Genomic DNA, 26,378 nt, shown 5'->3' on the forward strand with positions numbered 1-26,378 from the left:
GTCAGTGAAAAATAAAATATTGTTTATTGATCGAGATGGTACGTTAATTAACGAACCAATTCATACTTATCAAGTTGATTCAATAGATAAATTAGTTTTTAAAAAAAATGTAATTTCTTCATTACGTAAATTAATAGGAATGGGCTATAAATTAATTATGGTTACTAACCAAGATGGTCTTGGTACTAAAAATTTTCCTTTACAAAACTTTAATGAACCTCATTTTTTTATGTTGAACATTTTTCGTTCAGAAGGAGTAACATTTGATGATGTTTTAATTTGCCCTCATTTTTTGAATGATAATTGTGTATGTCGTAAACCTAAAATAGGAATGATAGAACCATGGTTAAATAAAATAGATCAAAAAAGAAGCTATGTTATTGGTGATCGAAAGACAGATATGGAATTATCAAAAAATCTTCAAATACAGGGTATTCATTATAAAGAAAATATATTTAATTGGATAGATATTGAAAAATACATTATAAAACATAACAGATATTCTAAAGTTTTTAGAAAAACAAAAGAAACTACAGTATGTGTTAAAGTTTGGTTAGATTTGGAAGAAGTAAGTGAAATAAATACTGGTGTAAAGTTTTTTGATCATATGTTAGAACAATTAGCAATTCACAGTGGAATTTGTATGAATATTTCTACGCAAGGTGATCTTCATATTGATGATCATCATACAATAGAAGATACAGGTATTGTATTAGGAGAAGCATTGTTAGAAGCTTTGGGAAAAAAAAATGGTTTATGTAGATTTGGTTTTTACTTACCTATGGATGAAAGTAAATCTAATTGCATTATCGATATATCAAATCGTCCATATTTAAATTTTAAAGCGAATTTTAATCACAAAATGGTTGGTGATCTTAGCACTAATATGGTCGAACATTTTTTTTATTCTCTTTGCTATTCTATGAAGATTACGTTGCATTTGTATGCTGAAGGAAAAAATGATCATCATTGTGTTGAAAGTTTATTTAAAGTTTTTGGAAGAGCATTACGTCAAGCTATTAAGATTGAAGGAAATATACTGCCAACTTCAAAAGGGATTTTATAATGAATATAGTAATAGTAGATACAGGTTGTGCTAATTTAAAATCAATAAAAGTAGCTGTTAAAAACTTAGGTTACGATTCTATAATAACTTCTAATGAATCTATAATTTCAGAATCTGAAAAAATTTTTTTACCAGGAGTAGGAACAGCTTCTGCAGTAATGAAACTTTTATCTGAAAAAAATATAATTAATATTATTCAAAAATTTAAACAACCAATATTAGGAATATGTCTTGGAATGCAACTTTTTTGTGATTTTAGTGAAGAATGTAATGGTGTAAAAACACTAGGTATCATTAAATCTTCTGTATTACGTTTAAGAACTACTCATTTACCCTTACCTCATATTGGATGGAATCAAATCACATTTCAAAAAGAACATGCTTTGTTTAAAAAAATACCAAATAATTCAAGATTTTATTTTGTGCATAGTTATATAGTTCCTATTAATAAATACACATTATCTACAACTAATTATGGGATTAATTTTAGTTCAGTTATACAAAAAAATAATTTTTTTGGTGTGCAATTTCATCCAGAAAAATCTGGGAATATAGGTTCTCAATTATTAAAAAATTTTTTGGAGATGTAATTTAATGATTATTCCTGCATTTGACTTAATTGATGGTAGAGCAGTACGTTTATATCAAGGTGATTATTTAAATAAAAAAAATTATGATATAAATTTGCCTTTTTATCTAAAAGAATATAAATCAAAAGGAATTAAAATTATTCACTTAGTAGATTTAAATGGAGCAAAAAATAGTGAAAATAGGCAAGTAGAATTATTTGAGAAGATACTATCTAATAGCACCGTTTCTATACAAATAGGTGGGGGAATAAGAACGACAAAGGATATTAATACGCTTCTTGATTTAGGAGTTAAAAGAGTAGTAATTGGTTCTTCTGTAATAAACAATAAAAATAAAGTAAAAAAATGGTTAAAAATGTATGGTTCAGAATCCATTGTTCTAGCACTAGACGTAAAAATTAACAATAATAAAAAAGAAATATACATTGATGGTTGGCAAAAAAGAACTAATTTCATTCTTGAAGAAATTATTGAATACTTCTTACCAAGTGGATTAAAACATGTACTATGTACAGATATATCTAAAGACGGAACACTATTAGGACCAAATTTTAATTTATACAAAGAAATCACTAATTCTTTTAGAAATATAAATTTTCAAGCATCTGGAGGAATTGCAACATTGCAAGATATTGTTTCTTTAAAGAAAACTGGAATTAAAAGCGTTATTATTGGTCGCAGTTTGTTAGAAAAAAAATTTACGATAGAAGAGGCTTTTAAATGCTGGCAAAACGAATCATAGCATGTCTTGATGTTAATAACGGCGTAGTGGTGAAAGGAATTAAATTTCAAAATCATAAAATTGTAGGCAATATTGTACCATTAGCTGAACGTTATGCTAAAGAAGGGATAGATGAATTAGTATTTTATGATATCACTGCTGCAACAAAAAATAAATTAGTCGATAAGAATTGGATAGAAAAGATTGCTGAAGTAATAAATATTCCATTTTGTGTTGCCGGAGGCATTAAAAGTGTAGAAGATGCAAGGAGAATTTTGTCTAGTGGTGCAGATAAAATATCAATTAATTCTTCAGCATTAATAGATTCTAATTTGATTACCAAAATTTCAGAACGTTTTGGTGTGCAGTGTATGGTGGTTGGAATTGATTCTTTTTTTGATAAAGTTAAAAAATCTTACATGGTACAACAATATACAGGAGATTTTAGAAAAACTTATCAAACTTGTTGGAAAACATCTGACTGGGTAAAAAAAGTTCAAGAAAAAGGTGCTGGTGAAATCGTCTTAAATATGATGAATCGAGATGGATTACAACAAGGATATGATCTGTTACATCTAAGTGAAATAAGAAAAATATGTAAAGTTCCCTTAATTGCATCAGGTGGTGCAGGAAATATGAATCATTTTTATGAGGCACTGCATTATTCTAATGTGGACGGAGTATTAGCAGCATCTGTTTTTCATACAAATAAAGTAGATATAACAACTTTAAAAAATTTTTTAGTTAAACAAGGGATAGAGATTAGAGTATGTTAAATCAAAATGATCTATTAAAACTTAACTGGGAAAAAACTAATGGTATGATTCCCACAATCATACAAGATTATTCTTCAAACAAGATTTTAATGCATGGATATATGAATAAAAAAGCTTTATTGAAGACTCAAAGAGATGGTTTAGTGACATTTTATTCTCGTACTAAGAATTGTTTATGGACTAAAGGAGAAACATCAGGAAATTATTTAAAAGTAATTGAAATCAGCACGGATTGCGATCATGATACATTATTGATTTTAGTTAAACCTCAAGGAAAAACATGTCATTTAGGTAATACAAGTTGTTTTGTTTTAAAAAAATATAATCTAAATTTTTTATTAAAATTAGAAGAAATTATAGAAGATAAAAAAAATAAATTTTCATCTAATTCGTATACATCTAGTTTGTACAAATCAGGTACAAGTCGTATAGCACAAAAAGTAGGAGAAGAAGCTATAGAAACAATAATAGCAGCTATGAAGAAAGATTCAAAAGAACTAATCAATGAATCTTCAGATCTTATTTATCATTTAATTATATTATTACATGATCAGGGTTTAAATTTAAGTTTAGTTTTTGACAATTTAAAAAAAAGAAGAAAAGAAAAATCGACTACTAATTCTTAGAAAATCAATTATATAATCTTAAAAAATAATATAATACACTTGTATTTTTCAATGTCAAAATAAATTCCAATAATATAAAACATATATATATGTCTATGATTATACGTAAAATCTCTATTTAAAAAAATTATTAATTATTTTTAATAAAAGTAAATCTTTTTTTTATTTAAAAATCAAAAGTCAATATAATTTTTTTCTATATTTTAAACTAATAGCAATGCTTTTTTAATATTTTGTTTTAGATCAATGGAAAATTGAAAAATTTTGTAATATCATTTATTGTGTAAGAATTGAAATAAAATTTAATTATCTTAAAGATAATTATTAAATATTTTTCAGCATATTTTAATTGGAGAAAAAAAATGTCACAACAACAAATTGGGGTTGTAGGAATGGCAGTAATGGGTCGCAATTTAGCTTTAAATATTGAAAGTAAAAATTATAGTGTATCTATATTTAATAGGACAAGTTCAATAACAGAAGAAATAATTAAGAAAAATGAAAAGAAAAATATTTTTCCATATTTTTCTATTAAAGATTTTATCGATTCACTTATAAAACCTAGATGTATTTTATTAATGGTTCAATCCGGAAAAGCTACTGATGAAACTATTAATCTGATTGTTCCTCATTTAGAAAAAGAAGACATATTAATTGATGCTGGCAATACTTTTTATAAAGACACTATTCGAAGAAGTAAAGAACTGTCTAAGTATGGCATTAATTTTATTGGTATGGGAGTATCTGGAGGCGAATTAGGAGCATTAAATGGTCCATCTATTATGCCAGGAGGGCAAAAAGAAGCATATAAACTCATACAACCTATGTTAGAAAAAATATCTGCAAAATTCAAAGGTGAGTCATGTGTGAGTTATATTGGTCCGAATGGTGCAGGTCATTATGTGAAAATGGTGCACAATGGTATTGAATATGGTGATATGCAATTAATATCAGAATCATATTTTTTATTAAAAAATTTATTAAATATGAGTAATAAAGAATTATCATTTACATTTTCTGAATGGAATAAAGGTGAATTAAATAGTTATTTAATTGAAATAACAAAAAATATTTTTATTAAAAAAGATAAAGATGGTAAATATTTAATAGATTGTATTTTAGATCTAGCAGAAGATAAAGGAACAGGTAAGTGGATTAGTAAAAATGCTTTAGAGATTCGTGAACCTCTTTCATTAATTACTGCATCTGTTTTCTCACGTTATTTATCTTCTTTGAAAAAACAACGTATGATTGCATCAAAAATATTAAAAGGACCTAATACAAAAATATCTATTAAAAACAAAAGCAGTTTTATCGAAGAAGTGAGACAAGCTTTGTATTTAGGAAAAATAATTTCTTATGCTCAAGGTTTTTCTCAACTTAAAAGAGCTTCAGAAAAATATAATTGGAATTTGCAATATGGAGAAATTGCTAAAATTTTTAGATCTGGATGCATTATACGAGCAAATTTTTTAGAAAAAATAACAGAAGAATATTCTCAAAATGGAAGTATAATTAATTTATTGTTAACACCTTACTTTTCAAAAATAGCTAATGAATATGAAAAATCATTACGCAGTGTTGTTACTTGTGCGATAAAATGTGGTATTTCTGTACCAACTTTTTCTACAGCAATATCTTATTATGACAGTTATAGAACATTACATTCACCAGCTAATCTTGTTCAGGCTCAAAGAGATTATTTTGGTTCACACACTTATCAAAGAATAGATAAGCCTGGTTACTTTCATACAAATTGGTCTGAATAAAAAATAATGTTATTATATTCAATATTTATATATAAAAATCATATTCCTTAATATGATTACTATATCTTATGGTTAAAATTATAATAGCAGAAGATGTTAAATAGTATCTCTGCTATAAGAACCTATCTATTTCTTAAAAATATATTTTGTATTTATTTTATAACATACGATATTAAGACATGTAAATTATATTATAGGAATAAAAATGCGTTTATGTGATAAAGATATTGAAGAATGGTTAGAAAGAAAAGAATTAATTATAGAACCTTATCCTGAAAAAAAGTTAATTAATGGAATCACGGTTGATATACATCTTAGTAATAAATTTCGTTTTTTTTATGAACATACTAGATCTTGTGTTGATTTAAGTAGTTCTAAAATAAATAGAACATCAGAATTAGCAGGAATTATGAGTAATGAAATAATTTTTTCTAAAGAAAAACCATGTTTTTTACAGCCAGGTAGTTTGATTTTATCGTCTACTTTTGAAAATATTAAAATTCCAAATAATTTAGTTGGTTGGTTAGATGGACGTTCTTCTTTAGCTCGTCTAGGATTAATGATTCATGCTACTGCACATCGTATTGATCCAGGATGGAAGGGTAACATTGTTTTAGAAATGTTTAATGCAGGAAAATTAACTTTAGTATTACATCCCAAAATGAAGATTGCAGCACTGAGTTTTGAAGTTTTATCTCAATCAGTTTTACGTCCTTATCATTTAAGACAAGAAGCCAAATATAAAATTCAAAATGGAGTAGTGCCGAGCCGTATTTATGAGGAATAGATTTTTGAAAAAAATATCTTTTATATTTTAATTTTTTAATTTTCTTATTAATAAAAACCATTTTCATAAATAATAGTTTATGATTAATTCTATTTTCTATATCATTTTTTATTTTAAATAAATATAATATTATGTCAAGTGTACTTAGAAAAATTTTAGTTACCTGTGCTTTACCTTACTCAAATGGTTCTATTCATATTGGTCATATGTTAGAACATATTCAAGCAGATATATGGGTGCGTTATCATAGAATGCGTGGTCATGAAGTATGGTTTGTTTCTTCTGATGATGCTCACGGTACTGCTATAATGTTAAAATCTGAAGATTTAGGGATATCTTCAAATCAATTAATTAAAAATATGAGAAAAGAACATCAAATAGATTTTTTAAATTTTAATATTTCACATGATAATTATTATTCAACTCATAGTTTAGAAAATTTATATTTATTAAGAAAAGTTTTTAGATCTTTGAATGAAAAAGGTTTCATTAAAGAAAAAAATATTTCTCAATTATATGATGATGTAAAAAAAATTTTTCTTCCAGATCGTTTTATAAAAGGTATATGTCCCATTTGTAAATCAAAAAATCAATATGGTGATAATTGTGAAATATGTAGTGCGACTTATGAAGCTACAGATTTAATTGATCCAATATCTGTTATTTCAGGTAAAAAACCTATTTTAAAAAATACAAAACATTTATATTTTGATTTGCCTTATTTTAGTAAAATGTTGCAAAATTGGATACATTCGGGTGTTTTGGAAAATAATTCAGTGATTAAGAAAACAGAAGAATGGTTTAAATCAGGTTTAAAAGCATGGTGTATTTCTCGAGATGCACCTTATTTTGGATTTAAAATTCCAAAATATCCTAAAAAATATTTTTATGTTTGGCTTGACGCTCCTATTGGTTATATCAGCACGTTTAAAAATCTTTGTTTTAAAAAGAAAGAGTTAAATTTTAATGAACTTTGGAACGAAAAATCTAATTATGAATTATACCATTTTATTGGTAAAGATATTATTTATTTTCATACTTTATTTTGGCCTGCAATATTGGAAGCTATTTCCTTTCGAAAACCTAGTAGAATTTTTGTTCATGGTTATCTTACTATGAATGGACTAAAACTATCAAAATCACGAGGTGCTTTAATCAAAGCTAGAGATTGGATTAAATGTTTTGATTCAGATAGTTTACGTTATTATTATGCAAGTAAGTTATCTAATAAAATTCATGATATTGAAATTAATTTAGAGGATTTTGTTCATAAAATAAATAATGATATTGTTAATAAATTAGTTAATTTAGCATCAAGAAATGCTAGTTTTATTAATAAATATTTTGATGGATATCTATCTAGTGCATTAAGTGATATTAAATTATATAAATATTTTGTTGATTTTAGTAGCAACATTGAAAATTTTCTAGAAAATCGTGAATTTAGTTGTGTTGTAAGAGAGTCTATGAGATTGCTAGATATAGCTAATCAATATATTAATGAAAAAGAACCATGGAATATTGAAAGAACAGAAAAAAACATTCTAGAATTACAAAAAATTTGCACAATGGGTATTAATTTATTTAGAATTGTTATGATTTTTTTAAAACCAATCATGCCTGATTTAGCAATTAAAACAGAATCTTTTTTAATTTCAAAATTGACTTGGAATAGTATCAAAAAACCATTATTATCTCACCAAATAAATAAATTTCTACCATTATACACTAGAATTAGTCTTAAAAAAATTCTCGAATTAATTGATTTTTCTAGATGAAAATAAGTTTATTTTGACAATATATAAGAAATTATTTTCAATGAAATAACTAATAAAATGGAAAAAAATTATTATGATTTGATTCCAAATCGCTTTTCCAAGATACTGTCCAAGTATTTTTATATTGATTTTTTCTGTTAATAACAAACAGTCCTAGAGCGCTAATCAAATTGTTATTATAAAATAAAAGCGGAATTTGATTTCTTAACCAAGGAAAAATATTTTTTTCTTGCCAAATTTTTTTTATTTTTCTTTTTTTATTTCTACCTAAAATTAGTATGTTTCCTTCATATTGAAAACGAATATTAACTAGTTCATTATTATCAGGTGCTGGAAGCGTCATACCATTATTGTTTTTTATTAAATATCCTAAATTATTTGGTAGTATTAGTTTTTCGTTTTTTCTATGCCAGAATAATAAAATATTTTTAATGTCGGGTTGTGTTTTTATAAAGTGCAATGATTTTTTATAACGTCTTATTTCATATTTTTCTAAGATCATTTTAGGATTCGCATCTATTCGACTGAAAACTATTTGATCGTAAATACATTGAATGTTTTTGTAAGAGGGAATTTTTATTTTTTTTAATGAAAGCCAATATCTAATTAGTGCTGTACACATTTCTTTTTTCATATCTTTAAATTTTTCAATATTTAAAGAGTCATCATATTGTATAAAATGATGAATTTTTTTATGAAGAAAGTAATTTAGCAAAATCGTTTCTTTTTGACATATATTTGTTGTACGAAAACAATTTTTTAAAAAATAGGGCCATCTTTTTTCTAGTATAGGAATAATCTTTTTTCGTATAAAATTACGATCATAATCAATGTTTAAATTACTAAAATCTTCAATCCATTGTAAATTTTTTTTTATTGCCCATAGTTTAAGTTCTTTTTTTGTTTTTTTTAGAAAGGGTCGAACTATTTTTTTGGTTCCGAATAAAGTCTCAAAAGACATACCAGAAAGTCCAGTAGGTCCGCTCCCTCTTTTTAAAGATAACATAAACGTTTCACATTGATCATTCATATGATGACCAGTGAGTAGTATTTCGTTAGGAAGTAAATGATTATATATTATGTTATATCGTTTTATTCTTAATGTTTCTTCAATATTTTTTGTATTTTTTTTAATATTAATACTTTCAATAATTAAGGGTATAAAATTTATATTACAAATTTTTTTACAATGTTCTGTCCATTTTTTTGAAATTGAAGTAAGATTATGATTAATATGAATAGCACGTATTTTTATGTGGTGTTTTTGTTTTATTTCTAGTAACTGATAGAGTAAAACTGTAGAATCTAATCCGCCACTATAAGCTATTAAAAACGATTTATTTTTATATTTTTTAATATTTTGTTCAATCAAATAAAAATTACCTATAATTTTATATTTTTTAATACGTTCGAGTGGACTTGAACCACCAACTTCTACCATGTCATGGTAGCGCTCTAACCAATTGAGCTACGAACGTAAATATTAAAAAATTTTTCAATATTCTTAAAATTTGAATTATATATTACTATTAACATAATATACAAATACTTTTTATAAAAGATTAGACATTTATAAAAAATATTTTATTTTTTATATAAGTAATATGTATAAAATAAATTAAAAAATATTATTTTAAGGAAATATTATGTTCACAGGTATCGTAAATGGAATTGCTACAGTTGTTTCTATAGAAAAGAAAAAGAAAAAATATATTTATACCGTTAAAATGCCATCTATTTTGTCTAAAAATTTAAAATTAGGTGATTCAGTATCACATAATGGATGCTGTTTAACCGTAAAGTTCATTGATAATTCTTATATAACATGTGATGTTATAGAAGAAACTTTAAAAACTACTAATTTAGGAATACTAGATGTTGGAGATGATGTTAATATCGAAAGATCAGCAAAATATGGCGATGAAATTGGTGGTCATATAATATCTGGTCATATTATGAGCACGGCTAATATTTCTAAAATATTAAAATCAGATAATAATTGTGTTATATGGTTAAAAGTAAGAAATAAATCATTAATGAAATATATTTTTTATAAAGGATTTATTTGTATTGATGGAATTAGTCTAACTATTGGAGATATTATTACAAATGAATTTTGTGTGAATATTATACCTCACACTTTTTTGTCTACTACTATAAAAGATAAAAAAAATGGTGCTTTAATGAACATTGAAATTGATTTTTATACTCAAACAATTGTAGATACAACAGAACGTTTAATTAATAAATATATCAAACATAGTTTATAATTTTATTTAAATAAAATCATATAAAATTTTTATTTTTAATATATACATACAATATAAAATTATTGAATGATTAAGAGCACAGTCAATGTGTTTAATTACAGGAATTGCAAATGAAACATTATATTTTATTTTTTGTTTCTAACATATTAATTGAAAATTTTATTCTAGTAAAATTTCTTGGTTTATGTCCTTTTTTAGGCGCTTCAAGTAAAATTGAAACTGCTTGTGGCATGAGTTTTGCAACTACTTTTGTTGTTCTTATATCATCAGTATTATTATGGTGTGTAAATTTTTTTGTTTTATTGCCTCTCGATTTAGTTTATTTAAGAATTATAGCTTATATGTTAATTATTTCATGTAGCGTTCAATTTTTAGAAATAGTTCTACGTAATACCAGCCCTATTTTATATCGTGTACTTGGAATTTTTCTTCCGTTAATTACAACTAATTGTGCGGTTTTAGCTATTCCATTATTTAGTTTGTATTTAAATCATACATTTTTAGAATGTATATTCTATGGAATAAGTGCATCATTAGGATTTACTTTAGTAATGATTATTTTTTCTTGCATTCGTGAACGTATAATATCATCTGATATTCCTTTGCCATTTCAAGGTGCTCCAATTATTTTAATCACTGTCGGTTTAATATCTATTACATTTATGGGTTTTAAAGGTTTAATAAAATTTTGATGATACTGATACTTTGTATTTTTGGTACATTATCTTTTCTATTAGGAATTATATTAAGTTTTACTGCATATAAGTTTCAGTTTAAAAAAGATCCTGCTATAGAAATAGTAAATAAATTATTACCTCAAAGTCAATGTGCTCAATGTGGATATTCGGGGTGTTATCCTTACGCTGAAGCAATTGTGGAAAACTCTGAAAAAATTGATAAATGTACTCCTGGAGGTTCTGATCTTATATTAGAAATAGCTCATGTATTGAATATAGAAGAATCTGAAGAAAATTTAGTTATTAAAAATAAAAGGAAAAAACTAAAACATAATGTTGTATGGATTGATGAAAAAAACTGTGTTGGATGTTCAAAATGTGCGACTTTTTGTCCAGTAGATGCAATAGTTGGTGCACCCAATTTTATACATACAGTGTTAGAAAGATTTTGTACTGGTTGTAATATTTGTGTATTACATTGTCCTACTGATTGTATTAAAATAAAAAAAGAGATATATGAATAATATAAACTTGCTAACAATAAAAAAATTTTTTAAAAATTTTTCTCCCTTAATTTTATGGAAAAAAATAATTTTTTCTATTTTTAATATAAAAAAAAATATGATTTCAAGGGTGGTTTGAAATATTTATCAGAAAAAAACGAATCTAATGATTTATTGTTAAAATCTTTACCTCTTCCTGATAAATTTTTTATTTTCATAAAAGATGATTTTGGTAATAAAAAATTACGTGTTAAAATAAATCAACAAGTGTTACGTGGACAACCTCTAATTTTTAGTGATGATTGTAATGTTCCTATTCATGCACCCACTTCAGGTTTTATAGAGAATATTTATTTTGATTCTGATCCTGTTAAAAAAAACATAAAAATTGTAGTTTCTTCTGATTATCGAGACAAATGGATTAGATTACATCCTATTAAGAATTATACAAAGCATACTCCTGAAAAACTAATTAAAATCATTCATCAATCAGGTATTGTTGGTCTTGGAGGAGGTCAATTTTCTTCTGCAAAAAAATTAATGTTAAGTACTAATAAAGTGCATACTTTGATTGTAAATGCTGTAGAAAGCGAACCTTATATAACATCAGATAAATCTTTGATGTATAATTATATTGATGAAATTTTAATAGGATGCAAGATTATTTGTTGGATTATCAAAATTAAAATAGTTTTGATTGCTATTCAAGAGAATAATGCGAAATTAATTTCAAAAATTTATAGTTCAATTAAAAATGAATCATTATTTAAAATTTGTATTATTAAAAAAAAATATCCTGGAGGCAGTAGCAAGGTACTTGTTAAATCTTTAACAGGAAAAGAAATACCTGATGATAAACACTCTATAGATATAGGATATCTTATTTTTAATGTTGCTACAATATTTTCTATGAAAAGAGCAATTATTGATGGAGAACCATTAACCGCACGTATTGTAACTTTTTTAAATGATAAAAATTTTTTATCTGGTAATTTTTGGGTTAGAATTGGGACGCCAATAAAATATTTTTTAACTAATAAAAAATTCAATAAATATTTTATTCAATCTATATATTTAGGTGGTCCATTTATGGGGAAAAAGATTAGTGATATAAATTATTCTGTATTAAAAAAAACAAATTGTGTTTCAATTAAATTTAAAGAAGAAAAATATAAGAATATCATTGAACAAAATTGTATTCGATGTAGTTATTGCTCACATGTATGTCCGGTAAATTTGCTTCCCCAGCAAATTTATTTGTATAGTAAAAAAAAGAATCATGAGCAAACAAAAAAATACTATGTTTTAGATTGTATTGAATGTAAAGCATGTGAAAAAGTATGTCCTAGTTATATTCCATTAGTAAAATATTTTAAAAAAGAAAAAATTGTTTTAAAAAAAATTAAATTAGAAAATAATCGTAAGAAAATATCATTAATTCGTTTTAAAAAAAGAAAGGAACGACTATTAGATGTGAAAAGAATGATCAATATGAATGATAAAAATTTTACTTTTATTAAAAATACTAATTTATTTCCAATAAACAAAACAAATGAAAATGTTCATGATATAGAAAAAAGTATACGAAAAAGAAGAGTTCAAGATGCAATAAAACGTATGCAATCTAAAAAATAGAGTCTTATATAAACATATTTTTTTTGATAACAAATCATCTAAGAAGAAAAATGAACTTTACTTATATATATAATTTTTATAGTGTTAGAAAAATAATGTTTTTAGTTATTTTAGCTTGTTTGCCGGGTATTTTTGCTAAATTCTACTTTTTTGGTGGCGGTGTTTTAATACAAATTTTATTTTCTATATTAATTGCTTTGTTCTTAGAAATTACTATTTCAAAAATACGTTTAAAAAAAAATCGAATTAATGTGAAAGATAATTCTGTAGTTTTAACTTCAGTGTTATTTGGAGTTAGTGTTCCTTCTCTACTCCCTTGGTGGATGATAATTATTGGCTTATTTTTTTCTGTTATTGTGACAAAACATTTATATGGTGGTCTTGGTCAAAATATATTTAATCCAGCTATGGTTGGATATGTAGTATTATTAGTATCTTTTCCCATTCATATGAACAATTGGCATAAAAGAGATTTTTCTATTTCTTTTTTAAATGAATTGAAACAATCTGCATATATTATTTTTTTAAAAGATTACATAGATCCTATTGATAACAATAATAGCATTAATAATGTTAATTTAAATGTTATTCCTGATGCTTTTACAGAAGCCACTCCCTTAAACAATTTCAAGATCACGTCACATTTGAAAGATGATTTTTTATCAAAAAAGCATATTTTAAAAAATAAAAACATTTCTATTCAATCTAGTTGGAAGTATATAAACATAAGTTTTTTTTTAGGTGGTATTTTTTTATTGTTTGCAGGAATTATTTGTTGGCGTATTCCAATAAGTTTTTTAACTTCATTAGGTATTTTGTCAATAACAACTTATTTTTATTCAGAAGCATTATTTATGTCTCCATTAGTTCATTTTTTTTCCGGGGGAACTATGATATGTGCATTTTTTATTGCTACAGATCCAGTGACTACTTCTTGTACTAATATAGGAAAAATAGTTTTTGGTATTATTGTTGGCACCTTAGTTTGGATCATCCGTAATTATAGTGATTATCCTGATGCAATTGCTTTTTCTGTCTTATTTGCAAATATGACAGTTCCATTAATAGATTATTGTACAAAAACTTCTGGATATGGTCATAATAAGATATGAAAAGTTTTAAGGAAATATTAAAAAACGGTTTTTTAATGAGTATCTTTTCAACCGTATTTATATTCGGGACAATACTAATAAATAATATAACAAAAAATAAAATTATTTGTCAAAAAGAAAAAGAAAAAAAAAAAATATTAGAAGAGGTTATTCCTTGTAATATATATAACACGTTCGAAAAAAAAAACTATAAAATTAAAAATAAATTTTTAGGAGATGATAAAACTCATAATTTATGGATATTATTTAAAAAAAATAAAACGCCTGAAGCAGCTATTGTTGAAACTACAGCACCTGATGGATATTCTGGTTCTATTTATATGTTGGTTGCAGCATATTTTAATGGAAAAATTATTGGGGTGAGAGTTTTATCTCATAAGGAAACACCTGGAATTGGAGATAAAATTGAATTATCTGTTTCTGACTGGATTAGTAAATTTAGTGGTATGCATGTATCTTCTATTAAAGATAAAGATTTTACTTTGCGAAAATATGGAGGAAAAATTGAACAATTTACAGGAGCTACAATAACGCCACAATCAGTAACAAATGCTGTTAAAAAAACAGTTGTTTTTATTAAAAATATACCATCAAAATTTAATTTATTAGATGGGGATGTTTATGAATATTAAATATTTTTTATATAATAGATTATGGAAAAAAAACTCTTCTTTAGTCCAATTATTAGGATTATGTCCAGTTTTGGCAATGACAACTAATGCTGTCAATGCTATAGGATTAGGTGTAACAACTACTTTAGTATTAACTTTTACAAATACGATTGTTTCTATTCTTAAAAAACTTATACCTCAAGATTTAAGAATTCCAATTTATATGGTAATTATTTCTTCTGTTGTCACATCTATAGAAATGTTGATTCATGCGTATGAATTTAATTTATATCAATCTTTAGGAATTTTTATTCCATTAATAGTTACTAACTGTATTATTCTAGGACGAGCAGATCTCATAGCTTATAAAAAATCTATATTAGAATCTTTTTTTGATGGTATTTTTATAGGTTTAGGTTCAACTTTTTCTATGTTTATAATAGGCGCTATACGTGAAATATTGGGTAATGGAACTTTATTCTTTGGAGTTAATAAGCTTTTTTCGAGCATAGATAGTTCAATTTTTATTACATTGTTAGATAAAAAACATACGATAATTTTAGCTATTTTCCCACCTGGTGGTTTTTTCATATTAGGTTTTATAATTGCCATTAAAAATTTTATAGATTCGTATTTTAAAAAAAACGTAATTAAAAATTCCTTACAATGCTTATGTACTAATAAAATAAAAAAATAATATTATAATGAATAAAGAAAAACGTTATGAAATTTTATCACTTTTCAATATTAAATATCCTAAACCTAAGATAGAATTAATTTTTTCTTCTGATTTTGAATTATTACTATCTGTAATGCTTTCAGCTCAATCTACTGATACTATTGTAAATAAAACCACTAAAATATTATTTAAAATAGCAAATACTCCTGAAAGTATTTTATCATTAGGATTAAAATGTCTTAAAAATTACATTAAAGATATCGGTTTATATAATACTAAAGCATTAAACATTATTCGCAGTTCTTTTTTAATATTAACTAAATACAATGGAATGGTTCCAAATAATCGCATTGAATTAGAGTCTTTACCTGGTGTAGGAAGAAAAACATCTAATGTTCTTTTAAACATATTGTTTAAAAAAAAAACTATTGCTGTAGATAGACATGTTTTTAGAGTATCGAATCGTACTAATTTTGCTAAAGGAAAAAATGTGAAAGAAGTTGAAATGAAATTAATGAAAGTAGTTCCTAATATTTTCAAATTAAACTTTCATGCATGGTTTGTTTTACACGGTCGGTATATTTGTACTGCTCGGAAAATTCAATGTAATATATGTTTAATATTTAAGCTATGTGAATTTAATAAAAAAAAAGTTTAATATATTTTAATGGATATATCAGTGATTATAAAAGTGGTTTTACCTATTCCTGTTAGACAATATTTTAAATATTTTATACCGAATTGTATGCGTCCTGTTATTGGAGGACGAATTTTAGTTCCTTTTAATTCAAAACATATGATAGGCATCGTAGTTGCTATTTATAAAAATAATAATATAAGTCAATTAAATTTAAAATGTGTTCAATCATTGATTGACACTAAACCACTTTATTCTGATGTTATATTAGATCTTTTAAAATGGATAAGTAAAAATTATCATTGCCCTATTGGAAATTTATTTTTTTTTATTTTACCAAAAATTTTACATTCTAATTACATGATAAAGAATAAATATATTTGTGAGTGGAGTATAACAAAAAAAGGTCGAGAATTAGATTTAAATCATTTAAAAAGAAAAAAAAAACAACTACACACTTTAATTTTTTTAAAGAAAAAAAGTGTCTTAAGTACTGAACTAAAAAAATACAACTTATCTAAAGTGATTTTAAAAAAATTAGAAATTCAGGAATTATGTAAGAATAATCTTAATGATAAACTTTTTTTAAAAAAAAAAATATTAACACTAAAAAAAAATTTTTTTTTAAATGTCAGAACATCGATCATTCTTAATGATATTTTAATGAAAAAATGTTTTTCATCTTCGCTGCTGACTAAAATTAATTTATATGCAAAAGTTAAATTTTATTTGGGTTTGATTCAGTCCGTATTATATAAAGACATGCAAATTTTAATTTTAGTACCTTACATTAAAAATATTAATATAATTTTAGTGTTTTTAAAAAAATATTTCAGTATTCCTATTGATATAATACATCCAAAATTAACTAGTACTAAATATTTTAAAAACTGGATTAGAACAAAAAATGGTGAAAATTCTATTGTTATTGGTACAGGAAAAAGTGTTTTTTTACCTTTTTTGAAGTTGGGTGTTATTATTTTTCTTGAAGAACATAATGTGAGATATAAAAGCTTAAATGAATGTAGATATAATATTAGAGATTTGGCAATTTTAAGAGCATATAAAGAAAATATACCGATAATTTTAGATTCAGAAACTCCTTCGTTAAAAACGTTGCATAATATTTTATGTAAAAAGTGCTCCTATATTAAATTATATTCATGTAATCAGATGAATAGACTGAATAACAGTATTATTGATTTAAAAAAAGATAAAATAAAATTTGGTCTATCCTTGACTTTAATAAATGAAATTTATCAAAATTTTAAAAGAAAACAAATTTTATTAGTTTTTAATAAGTTTAGCTTATTTTTTTATGTATTAAAATGTAATAAATGTGATTGGATATTTGAATGTAGCATTTGTCACGATTATTTAGAAATCAATCAATATAGAAATATATTATTTTGTAAATTTTGCTTGATTCAAATTAAAAAACCAATTTTTTGTTTTAATTGTGGATTTTTCTCTTTAATTATCTTTAATATAGGTATAGAAAAAATTAAAGATAAAATACAAAATATTTTTCCAAATATTTCTTTGTTCTTCTTATTAAGCAAAAAAAATATAGATCAAAAAATATTAAATACGAAAATTTATGAGTTTTCTGCTTCGAATCCTTATATTATCATCACAACTGAAGAATTTGTTCAACAATACTATTTTCCACATATACAATTAATTGTTTTAATTTGTATTGATAATTATTTTTTATCTTTTAATTTTCGTGCTATAGAATACTTTGCTCAATTTTATATTAATTTAGTTCAATTAACTAGAAAAATAAAAAAATCATTTAAAATACTTATACAAACATCATTTCCTGATGATTTAAATTTAAAAGAAATATGTAATAATGGATATTTTTCTTTTTCGAAGAAAATATTATCGATTCGAAAAAATTTTTTATTGCCTCCTTGGAGCTTTCAGAGTGTTGTGTATTCAGAAAGTTTACACGCTGAATATAACATAGTTTTTTTGAGTTTAATTCGTAAAATACTAGAAAAAAAATCTAATAAAAATAATTATTTTTTATGGTTCGTAGGTCCTTATAATGTTTTTTTATCAAAAAATAGGAAAAAACATTTTCATAAATTATTAATTCAATGTTCTTCGCGTTCTTTTCTTAAAAATATATTACATGAATGTATGGATTTAATTAATATTTTTACTGTTTCTAAACGCGTTAAATGGTTTGTAGATATTGAACCTAATTAAAATTAAATGGAATTTGTATTTTTGAGTAACGATGAATAGTTTTATGCTTTATTCATTGATGTTCTAAGAAAATTAGAATAAGATATTTTTAAAAAATAGTAAGATGTCAATTAAGCCGTGACATATTTTTTTATTTTTAGAAGATTAATATTAAAAAAGAGGTTTTAATGAATGGATTTAATTAAAAGGTTACATAACAGAGGTTTAATATCTCATATTACAAATGAAGATAATTTAAGTAAACTCATTCAAAATAACCCAATTTCTCTTTATTGTGGTTTTGATCCTACTGATGAAAGCCTTCATATAGGTCATCTTTTACCTTTAATTACTCTAAAAAGATTTCAAATGGCAGGTCATAGACCCATAATATTAATGGGAGGAGCTACAAGTTTAATTGGAGATCCTAGTTTTAAAGATAAAGAACGTATTTTTAATACTCACGAAAATATTAATATATGGACAAAAAAAATTAGCAAGCAAATCTCTTGTTTTTTAGATTTTAATTGTGGAGAAAATAGTGCTTTATTATTAAATAATAATATATGGTTTAATAAGATTAATATCTTATCTTTTTTAAGAGATGTAGGGAAATATTTTTCAATTAACACTATGATTAATCGATCTGCAGTTAAACAACGAATTACAAGACCAGATCAGGGAATTTCATTTACAGAATTTTCTTATAATTTATTGCAAGCATATGATTTTTTTATTTTAAACAAAAAATATGAAGTAGACCTCCAAATTGGAGGATCAGATCAGTGGGGTAATATTTCTTCAGGAATGCATTTGATAAATCGTAGATCTAAAAAAGTAGCATATGGTTTAACATTACCTCTTCTTATTCAGTCTAATGGTATTAAATTTGGCAAAACAGAATCAGGAACTATATGGTTAGATGCAAATAAAACTAGTCCTTATAGATTTTATCAGTTTTGGATGAATGTAGAAGACTCTAATGTTTATTATTTTTTAAAGCTGTTTACTTTTATCCAAACATCAGAAATTAACAAAAGAGAACAAAAAAAATATATTGATAATCAAATTATTAATGATAAGTCTTTTTTAGCTAAAAATATTACTCAATTAGTACATGGAAAAGAAAAATTATTAGCAGTAGAAAGAATTACAGAATTTCTATTTTTTAAAAATATCACTAATATCCAAGAAGCTGATTTTCAACAATTAAAACAGGATGGCATACCATTTATTGAAATAGATAACATAAAAGATTTGCAAGAAGCATTAGTATTAACCTCATTAGCAGAATCTCGAACTCAGGCTAAAAACATGATAATTTCTAATTCTATATCTATTAATACGAAAAAAATAAGAAAAAATCATATTTTTAATAACCAAGATAAATTATTTGGAAAGTTTACTTTATTATCTCGAGGTAAAAAACATCATTCTTTATTGTGTTGGTAATTTATTTTTAATTTATTGAGAAACTTTCGCCACAACCGCAAAATTTTTCTAAATTAGAATTATAAAATTTAAATATTTTATTTATATTGTGTTCTACAAAATCTATTTTAACACCTTCTAGAAAGGGTATATCTTTAGAAAACATATATATAAGAATATTTTTATAAAAAAAACTAATTTCTTTTTTATCTTTTTCTTTTTTAAATTCTGAAGATTTTACTAATTTCATGGTATAACGAAATCCTGCACATCCTGATTTTTTTATACTTAATCTTATTCCGATATTATCAGAGTTTAAATTAATGAGAAATAAAATTTGTCTCATAGCGTTCTCAGTGATCGAAATTTTTTTCCATGTATTTTTTTTTGGTAAATAAGTGCTAACTTCATTTTTGTTCATCATGTCCTCTTTTTAATAAGTATGTTTATAGAAATAAAAAAAAACCTAGAATATACCTCTATTTTAAATAAGTACTTGTATTTTAAAGAATATTCTTTTTTATTAATTATTTTTATAAATTTTAATGTTATAATTATTTTATCTTTCTTTGGAAATACAAAATTTTTTTATAAATCTACATTCATTCTACAAGAAATTATTTATAATATAAAAATGTTGAGGTAGAACAATTATATGCAAAATCCAAAAGAGAAAATGGATTTATCGCAGTCTATTTTATCGCTGATATTTATTATTGCTATGGGTGTGATAAGTTTTTTAGTAATCCATCCATTTATATTAGGATTTTCTTGGGCTAGTATGATTGTCATTGCCACTTGGCCTCTTATGTTAAAAATACAGAAATGTTTAGGTGGAAAACGTTCACTTGCTGTAATAATTATGATTGTAATTTTGATTCTTTTATTTATTATTCCAGTATTTTTCTTAGTAAATAGTTTAATCGCAACAAGTATACCTCTTATTCATTGGTTTAGTTCAAATACTTTAGAATTTCCAGAATTAGTATGGCTCCAAGATATTCCTCTTATTGGTAAAAAAATATTTATTAGTTATCGAGAATTGTTAGATAGCGATGGAGGCGAATTAATTCGAGAAGTCAGACCTTATATGGGAAAAACTACTGAATTTTTTATAATACAAGCTAAAGATTGTGGATTGTTTATTATACACTTAATATTAATGCTATTTTTTAGTGCTTTATTATATTGGAATGGTGAAAAAATTAGCAATATTATTCATCATTTTGCTTTTCGACTTAGTAAAAAAAATGGTAATGCTATTGTTTTATTAGCGACTCAAGCAGTTAGAGCTGTTGCATTAGGTGTTGCAGTGACAGCTTTAATTCAAGCTTTATTATCTGGTTTAGGATTATTAGTTTCTGGTGTTCCTTATTGGGCTTTGTTAATGATAATAATTTTTTTTTCTTGTCTAATACAATTAGGACCATTGCCTATTTTGATACCTTCAATTACATGGCTTTATTGGAGTGATCATCCTACTTGGGGTACAATACTATTAATTTGGAGTTGTTTTGTATTTATACTTGATCATATACTTAGACCATTTTTTATACGTTTAGGAGCTGATTTACCTATTTTATTAACTTTGTCTGGAGTAATTGGTGGTTTATTGACTTTCGGTATAATTGGTTTGTTTATTGGTCCAGTAGTATTAGTAATATTTTATCGTTTAATAATATCATGGATGTACGGAATTTCAATTGGATCTTTTGTAGAAAACACATCGTTAAAATAAAATTTAAATTATTATTAAGACAATAGATAAAATAAATTTTTTTAATTAAATATAATCTAAATTATGATAATATATAAAAAATAATTTAGTTATATCTCGTAATCAATAGATAAAAATTGATTATATTATATAACTATAATTTTTTTAAAGATTTGATCTTCATTTTTTTCTATTTGAAATTTCTGTTATATTATTTAAAATATACTATTAAACAATATTCTCCCTAATATTATGAAATTTTTTATCAAGTATTTAAAAAAACTATTAGAAATGAGATTATAACTGGTTAGTTTTTCGTGATTTTTATGAAATATTAATATTCTTTCCAGAACAAAAAACTCATTTAGAGAACAAAATGAAAAAAACAGATGAACTACGTACAATACGAATTGATCCATTAATAACTCCATCTGAATTAGCCAAGCAATATGCTATTACTTCAGACATCATGGATACTGTTATTGCAACAAGGCAAAATATTGCTCGTATTATGACTGGAAAAGATCCACGACTACTTGTTGTAATAGGTCCATGTTCAGTTCATGATCCTATTGCTGCAGTAGAATATGCGCATCGATTATGTGAATTACGATTAAAATATAAAGATCGTCTGGAAATCATAATGCGTACATATTTTGAGAAGCCAAGAACAGTGGTCGGATGGAAGGGACTTATATCAGATCCAGATTTAAATGGAACTTTTCGAGTTAATCATGGATTAGCGGTAGCTCGTAAATTATTACTAGATATAAATGCATTAGGAATGCCTGCAGCAACAGAGTTTCTTGATATGGTCATCGGCCAATTTATCGCGGACTTAATTAGTTGGGGCGCTATTGGTGCAAGAACAACGGAAAGTCAAATTCATAGAGAAATGGCTTCCGCTCTTTCTTGTCCAGTAGGTTTTAAAAATGGTACTGATGGTAATATACGAATTGCAATTGATGCTATTCGTGCAGCAAGTGTTAGACATTTATTTTTAGCACCTAATAAAGATGGACAAATGACAATTAATCATACCAGTGGGAATCCATATGGGCATATAATTATGAGAGGTGGTCGTTCTCCTAATTATCATTCTGATGATATTAATTTAGCAGTAAAACATTTACGTGAATTTAATTTATTAGAACATTTAATGATTGATTTTAGTCATGGTAATTGTTTAAAACAACATATTCGTCAAAAAAATGTTTCTGATTCTGTTTCATATCAAATTTCTCATGGTTCTAAAGCTATTTTTGGTGTTATGATTGAAAGCTTTTTAGAAGAAGGTTTTCAACCAGTAATTAATAATCAACCATTGATATATGGTAAATCTATTACTGATGCTTGTTTAAATTGGAAAGATAGTACTTTAATTATTAAACAATTAGCAGATGCTGTAGATACACGTTTTTAATTTATATGCTAGTCAAAAAGATTTGACTAGCACCGTTTTTTCAATTTTAAGATGTTTCATATAAAGTTTATTTTTATACTATATGTGCGAAATTTTTTTACAGAAGAATATATATCCTGTAAATACTTAATAAGTAATTGATTTTTTTAAATAGAAAACAATTAATATTTTTAATTAAGGACTTAAGAATGCCTGTAATAAGATTTTTTGATGGAAGTCAGCAGGTGTACGAGCATTCTGTTTCATTAATAGAGATTATCAAAAATAAAAAACCTAGTATTATAAAATCTCTTATTGCAATTTCCGTTAATAATCATTTTGCAAATTTAAATACTTTAATCAAAGAAGATTCTTTTATAGAATTTATTAGTGATAAAGATCAAAAGGCATTAAATATTGTTCGGTATTCTTGTGCACATCTTTTAAGTTATGCCATAAAAAATATATGGCCGCTTTCACATATTGCTGCAAGTAATATTGTAGAAAACGGTTTTTATTGTGATATTGAGTTCGAAAGAAAAATTTCAGAAAAAGAGCTTTTCTTATTAGAAGAAAATATGAAAACTCTTATAAAAAAAGAATATGATATTTTAAATAAGTTAGTTTCTTATGCTGAAGCGAGAAAAATATTTCAAAAAATTTTTGAGAAATATAAAGTTTCTTTAATTAACAAAAATAGTAATTTTGAAAAGAAAGTTTCTCTTTATTATCATGAAGATAATGTAGATATTGATATAGGCATGCAAGTTTTTAATATAAAATGTTGTAGATATTTTAAATTACAAAAAATTGGCGGTGTTTACTGGGAGGGAAACAAAAAAAACAAAATGTTGCAGCGCATTTATGGTACTGCTTGGTGTAATCAGAAAGAACTGGATAAATACGTTCACTATTTAAATGAATTAGATAAAAGAGATCATAGAAAAATTGGAAAATTTCTAGAATTATATCATACACAAGAAGAATCTCCGGGTATGATTTTTTGGCATAATAAAGGTTGGATTATTTTTAATGAACTAGAAAATTTTGTTCGATTGAAACTAAAAGAATATAAATATACAGAAGTTAAAACACCATTATTAATAGATAAGTTAATTTGGAAAAAAAGTGGACATTGGGATAATTATAAAAATTCTATTTTTACTACAATGTCAGAAAATCGAGAATATTGTATTAAACCAATGAATTGTCCTGGACATGTACAAATTTTTAATAGTAGATTAAAATCTTATCGCGATTTGCCCATCCGTATGGCAGAATTTGGTAGTTGTCATCGTAACGAACCTTCAGGATCTTTACACGGTTTAATGCGGGTACGTAATTTTACTCAAGATGATGCTCATATATTTTGTACTCGAGAACAAGTTCGTTCTGAAATTAACGATTGTATTAAAATGATATATGATTTGTATAGTACATTTAATTTTAAAAAAATATTGGTTAAATTATCTACACGTCCAGAAAAACGTATTGGTACTGATGCTCTATGGAATGAATCAGAAAAAGATTTGTCTGATATGTTAGAAGAAAATCATTTATCATTTGAATATCAATTAGGAGAAGGTGCTTTCTACGGACCTAAAATTGAATTTATTTTGCAAGATTCTTTAAACCGAAATTGGCAATGCGGAACGATTCAACTCGATTTTTATTTGCCATTACGTTTAGGTTCGTTTTACATTAATGAAAAAAATGAACGTAAAGTGCCTGTAATTATTCATCGGGCTATATTAGGTTCAATAGAAAGATTTATTGGTATATTAATTGAAGAATGTGCAGGTAATTTGCCAACATGGTTATCTCCAATACAAGTAGTGATAATTAGTATCACTAATATTAGTTCAAATTATGTAAAAAAATTATTTAAAAAATTTTCTGAGTTTAATATTCGTACAGAATATGATTTAAGAAATGAAAAAATAGGTTTTAAAATTCGAGAACACACGCTCCGTCGAATCCCTTATATATTAATTTGTGGCGAAAAAGAAATTAGTTCTAAAAAAATATCTGTTCGAAATCGAAATGGTCATGATTTTGGAATGATTGATATTGATCTTTTTATTAAAAAGTTGCAAAAAGAAATTATTACTCGTAACTTTTATCAAATGGAGGAATAAAGTATTAAAGGTGGAAAAAGAACTCAATTAACACGTCCTAATCGAATTAATAGTGAGATACGTGCTATTAAAGTTCGTCTTACAGGCGTTGAAGGTGATCAAATTGGTATAGTTAATTTACGTGAAGCTTTAGAAAAATCTGAGGAGTTAGGGTTAGACTTAGTGGAAATTAGTCCTAATGCTGAACCTCCAGTTTGTCGTATTATGGATTATGGAAAGTTTCTTTATGAAAAAAGTAAATCTTCCAAGGAACAGAAAAAAAAACAAAAAGTAATTCAAGTAAAAGAAATAAAATTTCGTCCAGGAACTGATGAAGGTGATTATCAAGTTAAATTGCGTAATTTAGTGCGTTTTTTAGAAGATGGTGATAAAGCCAAAATTACTTTGCGATTTAGAGGCCGAGAAATGGCACATCAAAAAATTGGTGTTGATGTGTTAAATAGAGTTAAAAATGATTTAATTGAATTAGCAACTGTGGAATCTTTTCCATCTAAAATTGAAGGTCGACAAATGATAATGATTTTAGCTCCAAAGAAAAAGTAACCACTTTTGATCAGATTTTTAGAATTAATATATACATTACTTAAATAATTTTTTATATTTTTTTCATAATTACAATGAAATAGTTTATGCCAAAAATTAAAACTTTAAAAAGTGCAGCTAAACGTTTTAAAAAAACTGCATCTGGTAAATTTAAACGTAAACAAGCAAATTTGCGTCATATTTTAACGAAAAAAACAACAAATAAAAAACGTCATCTTCGTCCTAAGATTCTAGTATCTAAAGGAGATATAGATAAAGTTAAATCTTTTTTACCATATGCGTAAATTCACTTATTTTATTAAGATTTTACGAATAGGAGAGCATAAATGGCTCGTGTAAAACGTGGGGTAATTGCTCACGCTCGTCACAAAAAAATCTTAAAACAAGCAAAAGGTTACTATGGAGCTCGTTCACGTGTTTATAGAGTTGCTTGTCAAGCAGTGATTAAGGCTGGTCAATATGCTTATCGTGACAGACGACAAAGAAAACGACAATTTCGTCAATTATGGATTTCGCGTATTAATGCTGCTGTTCGTCAAAGTAAAATGTCTTATAGTAATTTCATGTTTGGTTTAAAAAGAGCTTCAATTAACATTGATCGAAAAATATTATCTGATATCGCTGTATTTGATATGTTTTCATTTAATGCATTAGTAAAAAAAGCAAAAGAAGCTTTATTATAAATATTAATTTTTAATCTGCAAGAGGGGG

General features: G+C 25.0%; 25 protein-coding genes, 1 tRNA gene and 1 pseudogene. 24 read left to right on the forward strand and 3 right to left on the reverse strand.

The features are described 5' to 3' along the window. The first annotated feature begins 4 nt into the window (after positions 1 to 4). The 8 genes from hisB to metG all read left to right on the forward strand — a co-directional run bounded on the left by hisB (position 5) and on the right by metG (position 8,113). Positions 5 to 1,066 carry a bifunctional histidinol-phosphatase/imidazoleglycerol-phosphate dehydratase HisB gene (hisB, locus tag D9V72_RS00515; protein WP_158354525.1) on the forward strand — a complete coding sequence of 354 codons (1,062 nt, stop codon included), beginning with the start codon at positions 5 to 7 and terminating at the stop codon, positions 1,064 to 1,066. Beyond that, positions 1,066 to 1,656, forward strand: coding sequence for an imidazole glycerol phosphate synthase subunit HisH (gene hisH / locus D9V72_RS00520; protein WP_158354527.1), 591 nt, complete (start codon positions 1,066 to 1,068; stop codon positions 1,654 to 1,656). The genes hisB and hisH overlap by 1 nt, the downstream gene beginning before the upstream one ends. Before the next feature lie 4 nt (positions 1,657 to 1,660). Beyond that, positions 1,661 to 2,398: a 1-(5-phosphoribosyl)-5-[(5-phosphoribosylamino)methylideneamino]imidazole-4-carboxamide isomerase gene (hisA, locus tag D9V72_RS00525; protein ID WP_158354530.1), complete on the forward strand. Its 738-nt coding sequence runs from the start codon at positions 1,661 to 1,663 to the stop codon at positions 2,396 to 2,398. Further along, a complete protein-coding gene (gene hisF, locus D9V72_RS00530; protein WP_158354533.1) occupies positions 2,377 to 3,153 on the forward strand; it encodes an imidazole glycerol phosphate synthase subunit HisF in 777 nt (258 codons plus the stop codon). Before hisA ends, hisF begins: the two co-directional genes overlap by 22 nt. After that, a complete protein-coding gene (gene hisIE, locus D9V72_RS00535; RefSeq protein WP_158354535.1) occupies positions 3,147 to 3,779 on the forward strand; it encodes a bifunctional phosphoribosyl-AMP cyclohydrolase/phosphoribosyl-ATP diphosphatase HisIE in 633 nt (210 codons plus the stop codon). Before hisF ends, hisIE begins: the two co-directional genes overlap by 7 nt. 362 nt (positions 3,780 to 4,141) lie before the next feature. Next, a complete protein-coding gene (gene gndA / locus D9V72_RS00540) occupies positions 4,142 to 5,548 on the forward strand; it encodes an NADP-dependent phosphogluconate dehydrogenase (RefSeq protein ID WP_158354537.1) in 1,407 nt (468 codons plus the stop codon). A gap of 205 nt (positions 5,549 to 5,753) precedes the next feature. After that, positions 5,754 to 6,335 (forward strand): dCTP deaminase, encoded by a 582-nt coding sequence (gene dcd / locus D9V72_RS00545; RefSeq protein ID WP_158354539.1) that lies wholly within the window; start codon positions 5,754 to 5,756, stop codon positions 6,333 to 6,335. 131 nt (positions 6,336 to 6,466) lie between these two features. Next, entirely contained in the window at positions 6,467 to 8,113 is a 1,647-nt protein-coding gene (gene metG / locus D9V72_RS00550; RefSeq protein WP_158354541.1) for a methionine--tRNA ligase, read from the forward strand. A gap of 49 nt (positions 8,114 to 8,162) precedes the next feature. Here the strand turns inward: metG and tilS are convergent, their stop codons facing one another. Together tilS and D9V72_RS00560 are read right to left on the reverse strand one after the other, a co-directional pair. Continuing rightward, positions 8,163 to 9,485 carry a tRNA lysidine(34) synthetase TilS gene (gene tilS, locus D9V72_RS00555; RefSeq protein WP_158354543.1) on the reverse strand — a complete coding sequence of 441 codons (1,323 nt, stop codon included), beginning with the start codon at positions 9,483 to 9,485 and terminating at the stop codon, positions 8,163 to 8,165. Positions 9,486 to 9,517: 32 nt separating this feature from the next. Then, a tRNA-Val gene (locus D9V72_RS00560) sits at positions 9,518 to 9,591 on the reverse strand. A gap of 168 nt (positions 9,592 to 9,759) precedes the next feature. Here D9V72_RS00560 and D9V72_RS00565 point away from each other — a divergent pair. From D9V72_RS00565 to tyrS, 10 genes and pseudogenes are all read left to right on the forward strand, one after another. Next, a complete protein-coding gene (locus D9V72_RS00565; RefSeq protein WP_158354545.1) occupies positions 9,760 to 10,383 on the forward strand; it encodes a riboflavin synthase subunit alpha in 624 nt (207 codons plus the stop codon). A gap of 110 nt (positions 10,384 to 10,493) precedes the next feature. Continuing rightward, the gene (gene rsxA / locus D9V72_RS00570; protein ID WP_158354547.1) at positions 10,494 to 11,075 is read left to right on the forward strand and encodes an electron transport complex subunit RsxA; all 582 of its coding nucleotides are present in this window, start codon (positions 10,494 to 10,496) and stop codon (positions 11,073 to 11,075) included. A gap of 2 nt (positions 11,076 to 11,077) precedes the next feature. Continuing rightward, positions 11,078 to 11,584, forward strand: coding sequence for an RnfABCDGE type electron transport complex subunit B (locus D9V72_RS00575; RefSeq protein WP_158355413.1), 507 nt, complete (start codon positions 11,078 to 11,080; stop codon positions 11,582 to 11,584). Positions 11,585 to 11,689: 105 nt separating this feature from the next. Next, a pseudogene (gene rsxC, locus D9V72_RS00580) lies at positions 11,690 to 13,198 on the forward strand (electron transport complex subunit RsxC); the annotation flags it as partial. A gap of 50 nt (positions 13,199 to 13,248) precedes the next feature. After that, on the forward strand, positions 13,249 to 14,310 hold the full coding sequence (locus D9V72_RS00585) for an RnfABCDGE type electron transport complex subunit D (protein ID WP_158354551.1): 1,062 nt from the start codon (positions 13,249 to 13,251) through the stop codon (positions 14,308 to 14,310). Then, the gene (gene rsxG, locus D9V72_RS00590) at positions 14,307 to 14,942 is read left to right on the forward strand and encodes an electron transport complex subunit RsxG (protein ID WP_158354553.1); all 636 of its coding nucleotides are present in this window, start codon (positions 14,307 to 14,309) and stop codon (positions 14,940 to 14,942) included. Before D9V72_RS00585 ends, rsxG begins: the two co-directional genes overlap by 4 nt. Beyond that, the gene (locus D9V72_RS00595) at positions 14,932 to 15,618 is read left to right on the forward strand and encodes an electron transport complex subunit E (protein WP_158354555.1); all 687 of its coding nucleotides are present in this window, start codon (positions 14,932 to 14,934) and stop codon (positions 15,616 to 15,618) included. The genes rsxG and D9V72_RS00595 overlap by 11 nt, the downstream gene beginning before the upstream one ends. 7 nt (positions 15,619 to 15,625) lie before the next feature. Beyond that, positions 15,626 to 16,258: an endonuclease III gene (nth, locus tag D9V72_RS00600; RefSeq protein ID WP_158354558.1), complete on the forward strand. Its 633-nt coding sequence runs from the start codon at positions 15,626 to 15,628 to the stop codon at positions 16,256 to 16,258. 21 nt (positions 16,259 to 16,279) lie between these two features. Beyond that, positions 16,280 to 18,457: a primosomal protein N' gene (gene priA / locus D9V72_RS00605; protein ID WP_261979224.1), complete on the forward strand. Its 2,178-nt coding sequence runs from the start codon at positions 16,280 to 16,282 to the stop codon at positions 18,455 to 18,457. A 171-nt stretch (positions 18,458 to 18,628) separates the two neighbouring features. Then, positions 18,629 to 19,888 carry a tyrosine--tRNA ligase gene (gene tyrS, locus D9V72_RS00610; RefSeq protein WP_158354562.1) on the forward strand — a complete coding sequence of 420 codons (1,260 nt, stop codon included), beginning with the start codon at positions 18,629 to 18,631 and terminating at the stop codon, positions 19,886 to 19,888. 7 nt (positions 19,889 to 19,895) lie between these two features. Here tyrS and D9V72_RS00615 read toward each other — a convergent pair whose 3' ends face one another. After that, positions 19,896 to 20,288: an iron-sulfur cluster assembly accessory protein gene (locus D9V72_RS00615; RefSeq protein ID WP_158354564.1), complete on the reverse strand. Its 393-nt coding sequence runs from the start codon at positions 20,286 to 20,288 to the stop codon at positions 19,896 to 19,898. A gap of 234 nt (positions 20,289 to 20,522) precedes the next feature. Here D9V72_RS00615 and ydiK point away from each other — a divergent pair, with 234 nt between their 5' ends. The 6 genes from ydiK (at position 20,523) to rplT (ending at position 26,350) form a co-directional block, all read left to right on the forward strand. Beyond that, on the forward strand, positions 20,523 to 21,605 hold the full coding sequence (gene ydiK, locus D9V72_RS00620; protein ID WP_158354566.1) for an AI-2E family transporter YdiK: 1,083 nt from the start codon (positions 20,523 to 20,525) through the stop codon (positions 21,603 to 21,605). Between the two features lie 355 nt (positions 21,606 to 21,960). After that, a complete protein-coding gene (locus tag D9V72_RS00625) occupies positions 21,961 to 23,007 on the forward strand; it encodes a 3-deoxy-7-phosphoheptulonate synthase (RefSeq protein ID WP_158354568.1) in 1,047 nt (348 codons plus the stop codon). 188 nt (positions 23,008 to 23,195) lie between these two features. Next, on the forward strand, positions 23,196 to 25,124 hold the full coding sequence (gene thrS, locus D9V72_RS00630) for a threonine--tRNA ligase (RefSeq protein ID WP_158354570.1): 1,929 nt from the start codon (positions 23,196 to 23,198) through the stop codon (positions 25,122 to 25,124). Positions 25,125 to 25,127: 3 nt separating this feature from the next. Then, a complete protein-coding gene (gene infC, locus D9V72_RS00635) occupies positions 25,128 to 25,667 on the forward strand; it encodes a translation initiation factor IF-3 (protein WP_158354572.1) in 540 nt (179 codons plus the stop codon). Between the two features lie 86 nt (positions 25,668 to 25,753). Further along, the gene (gene rpmI / locus D9V72_RS00640; protein WP_158340464.1) at positions 25,754 to 25,951 is read left to right on the forward strand and encodes a 50S ribosomal protein L35; all 198 of its coding nucleotides are present in this window, start codon (positions 25,754 to 25,756) and stop codon (positions 25,949 to 25,951) included. A gap of 42 nt (positions 25,952 to 25,993) precedes the next feature. Further along, positions 25,994 to 26,350, forward strand: coding sequence for a 50S ribosomal protein L20 (gene rplT, locus D9V72_RS00645; protein WP_158354574.1), 357 nt, complete (start codon positions 25,994 to 25,996; stop codon positions 26,348 to 26,350). Positions 26,351 to 26,378: the final 28 nt, after the last annotated feature.

Source organism: Buchnera aphidicola (Macrosiphum gaurae), from assembly GCF_005080965.1.
GTDB classification, from domain to species: domain Bacteria; phylum Pseudomonadota; class Gammaproteobacteria; order Enterobacterales; family Enterobacteriaceae; genus Buchnera; species Buchnera aphidicola_S.

Bases quoted from the DNA above. Each gene is read 5' to 3' on its own strand.
- nth (WP_158354558.1), top strand. From the start codon at position 15,626: ATGAATAAAGAAAAACGTTATGAAATTTTATCACTTTTCAATATTAAA.
- hisA (WP_158354530.1), top strand. From the start codon at position 1,661: ATGATTATTCCTGCATTTGACTTAATTGATGGTAGAGCAGTACGTTTA.
- rpmI (WP_158340464.1), top strand. From the start codon at position 25,754: ATGCCAAAAATTAAAACTTTAAAAAGTGCAGCTAAACGTTTTAAAAAA.
- tyrS (WP_158354562.1), top strand. From the start codon at position 18,629: ATGGATTTAATTAAAAGGTTACATAACAGAGGTTTAATATCTCATATT.
- rplT (WP_158354574.1), top strand. From the start codon at position 25,994: ATGGCTCGTGTAAAACGTGGGGTAATTGCTCACGCTCGTCACAAAAAA.
- thrS (WP_158354570.1), top strand. From the start codon at position 23,196: ATGCCTGTAATAAGATTTTTTGATGGAAGTCAGCAGGTGTACGAGCAT.
- hisF (WP_158354533.1), top strand. From the start codon at position 2,377: ATGCTGGCAAAACGAATCATAGCATGTCTTGATGTTAATAACGGCGTA.
- D9V72_RS00565 (WP_158354545.1), top strand. From the start codon at position 9,760: ATGTTCACAGGTATCGTAAATGGAATTGCTACAGTTGTTTCTATAGAA.
- ydiK (WP_158354566.1), top strand. From the start codon at position 20,523: ATGCAAAATCCAAAAGAGAAAATGGATTTATCGCAGTCTATTTTATCG.
- D9V72_RS00595 (WP_158354555.1), top strand. From the start codon at position 14,932: ATGAATATTAAATATTTTTTATATAATAGATTATGGAAAAAAAACTCT.
- rsxA (WP_158354547.1), top strand. From the start codon at position 10,494: ATGAAACATTATATTTTATTTTTTGTTTCTAACATATTAATTGAAAAT.
- D9V72_RS00615 (WP_158354564.1), bottom strand. From the start codon at position 20,288: ATGAACAAAAATGAAGTTAGCACTTATTTACCAAAAAAAAATACATGG.
- gndA (WP_158354537.1), top strand. From the start codon at position 4,142: ATGTCACAACAACAAATTGGGGTTGTAGGAATGGCAGTAATGGGTCGC.
- hisIE (WP_158354535.1), top strand. From the start codon at position 3,147: ATGTTAAATCAAAATGATCTATTAAAACTTAACTGGGAAAAAACTAAT.
- rsxG (WP_158354553.1), top strand. From the start codon at position 14,307: ATGAAAAGTTTTAAGGAAATATTAAAAAACGGTTTTTTAATGAGTATC.
- dcd (WP_158354539.1), top strand. From the start codon at position 5,754: ATGCGTTTATGTGATAAAGATATTGAAGAATGGTTAGAAAGAAAAGAA.
- D9V72_RS00625 (WP_158354568.1), top strand. From the start codon at position 21,961: ATGAAAAAAACAGATGAACTACGTACAATACGAATTGATCCATTAATA.
- metG (WP_158354541.1), top strand. From the start codon at position 6,467: ATGTCAAGTGTACTTAGAAAAATTTTAGTTACCTGTGCTTTACCTTAC.
- D9V72_RS00585 (WP_158354551.1), top strand. From the start codon at position 13,249: ATGAACTTTACTTATATATATAATTTTTATAGTGTTAGAAAAATAATG.
- hisH (WP_158354527.1), top strand. From the start codon at position 1,066: ATGAATATAGTAATAGTAGATACAGGTTGTGCTAATTTAAAATCAATA.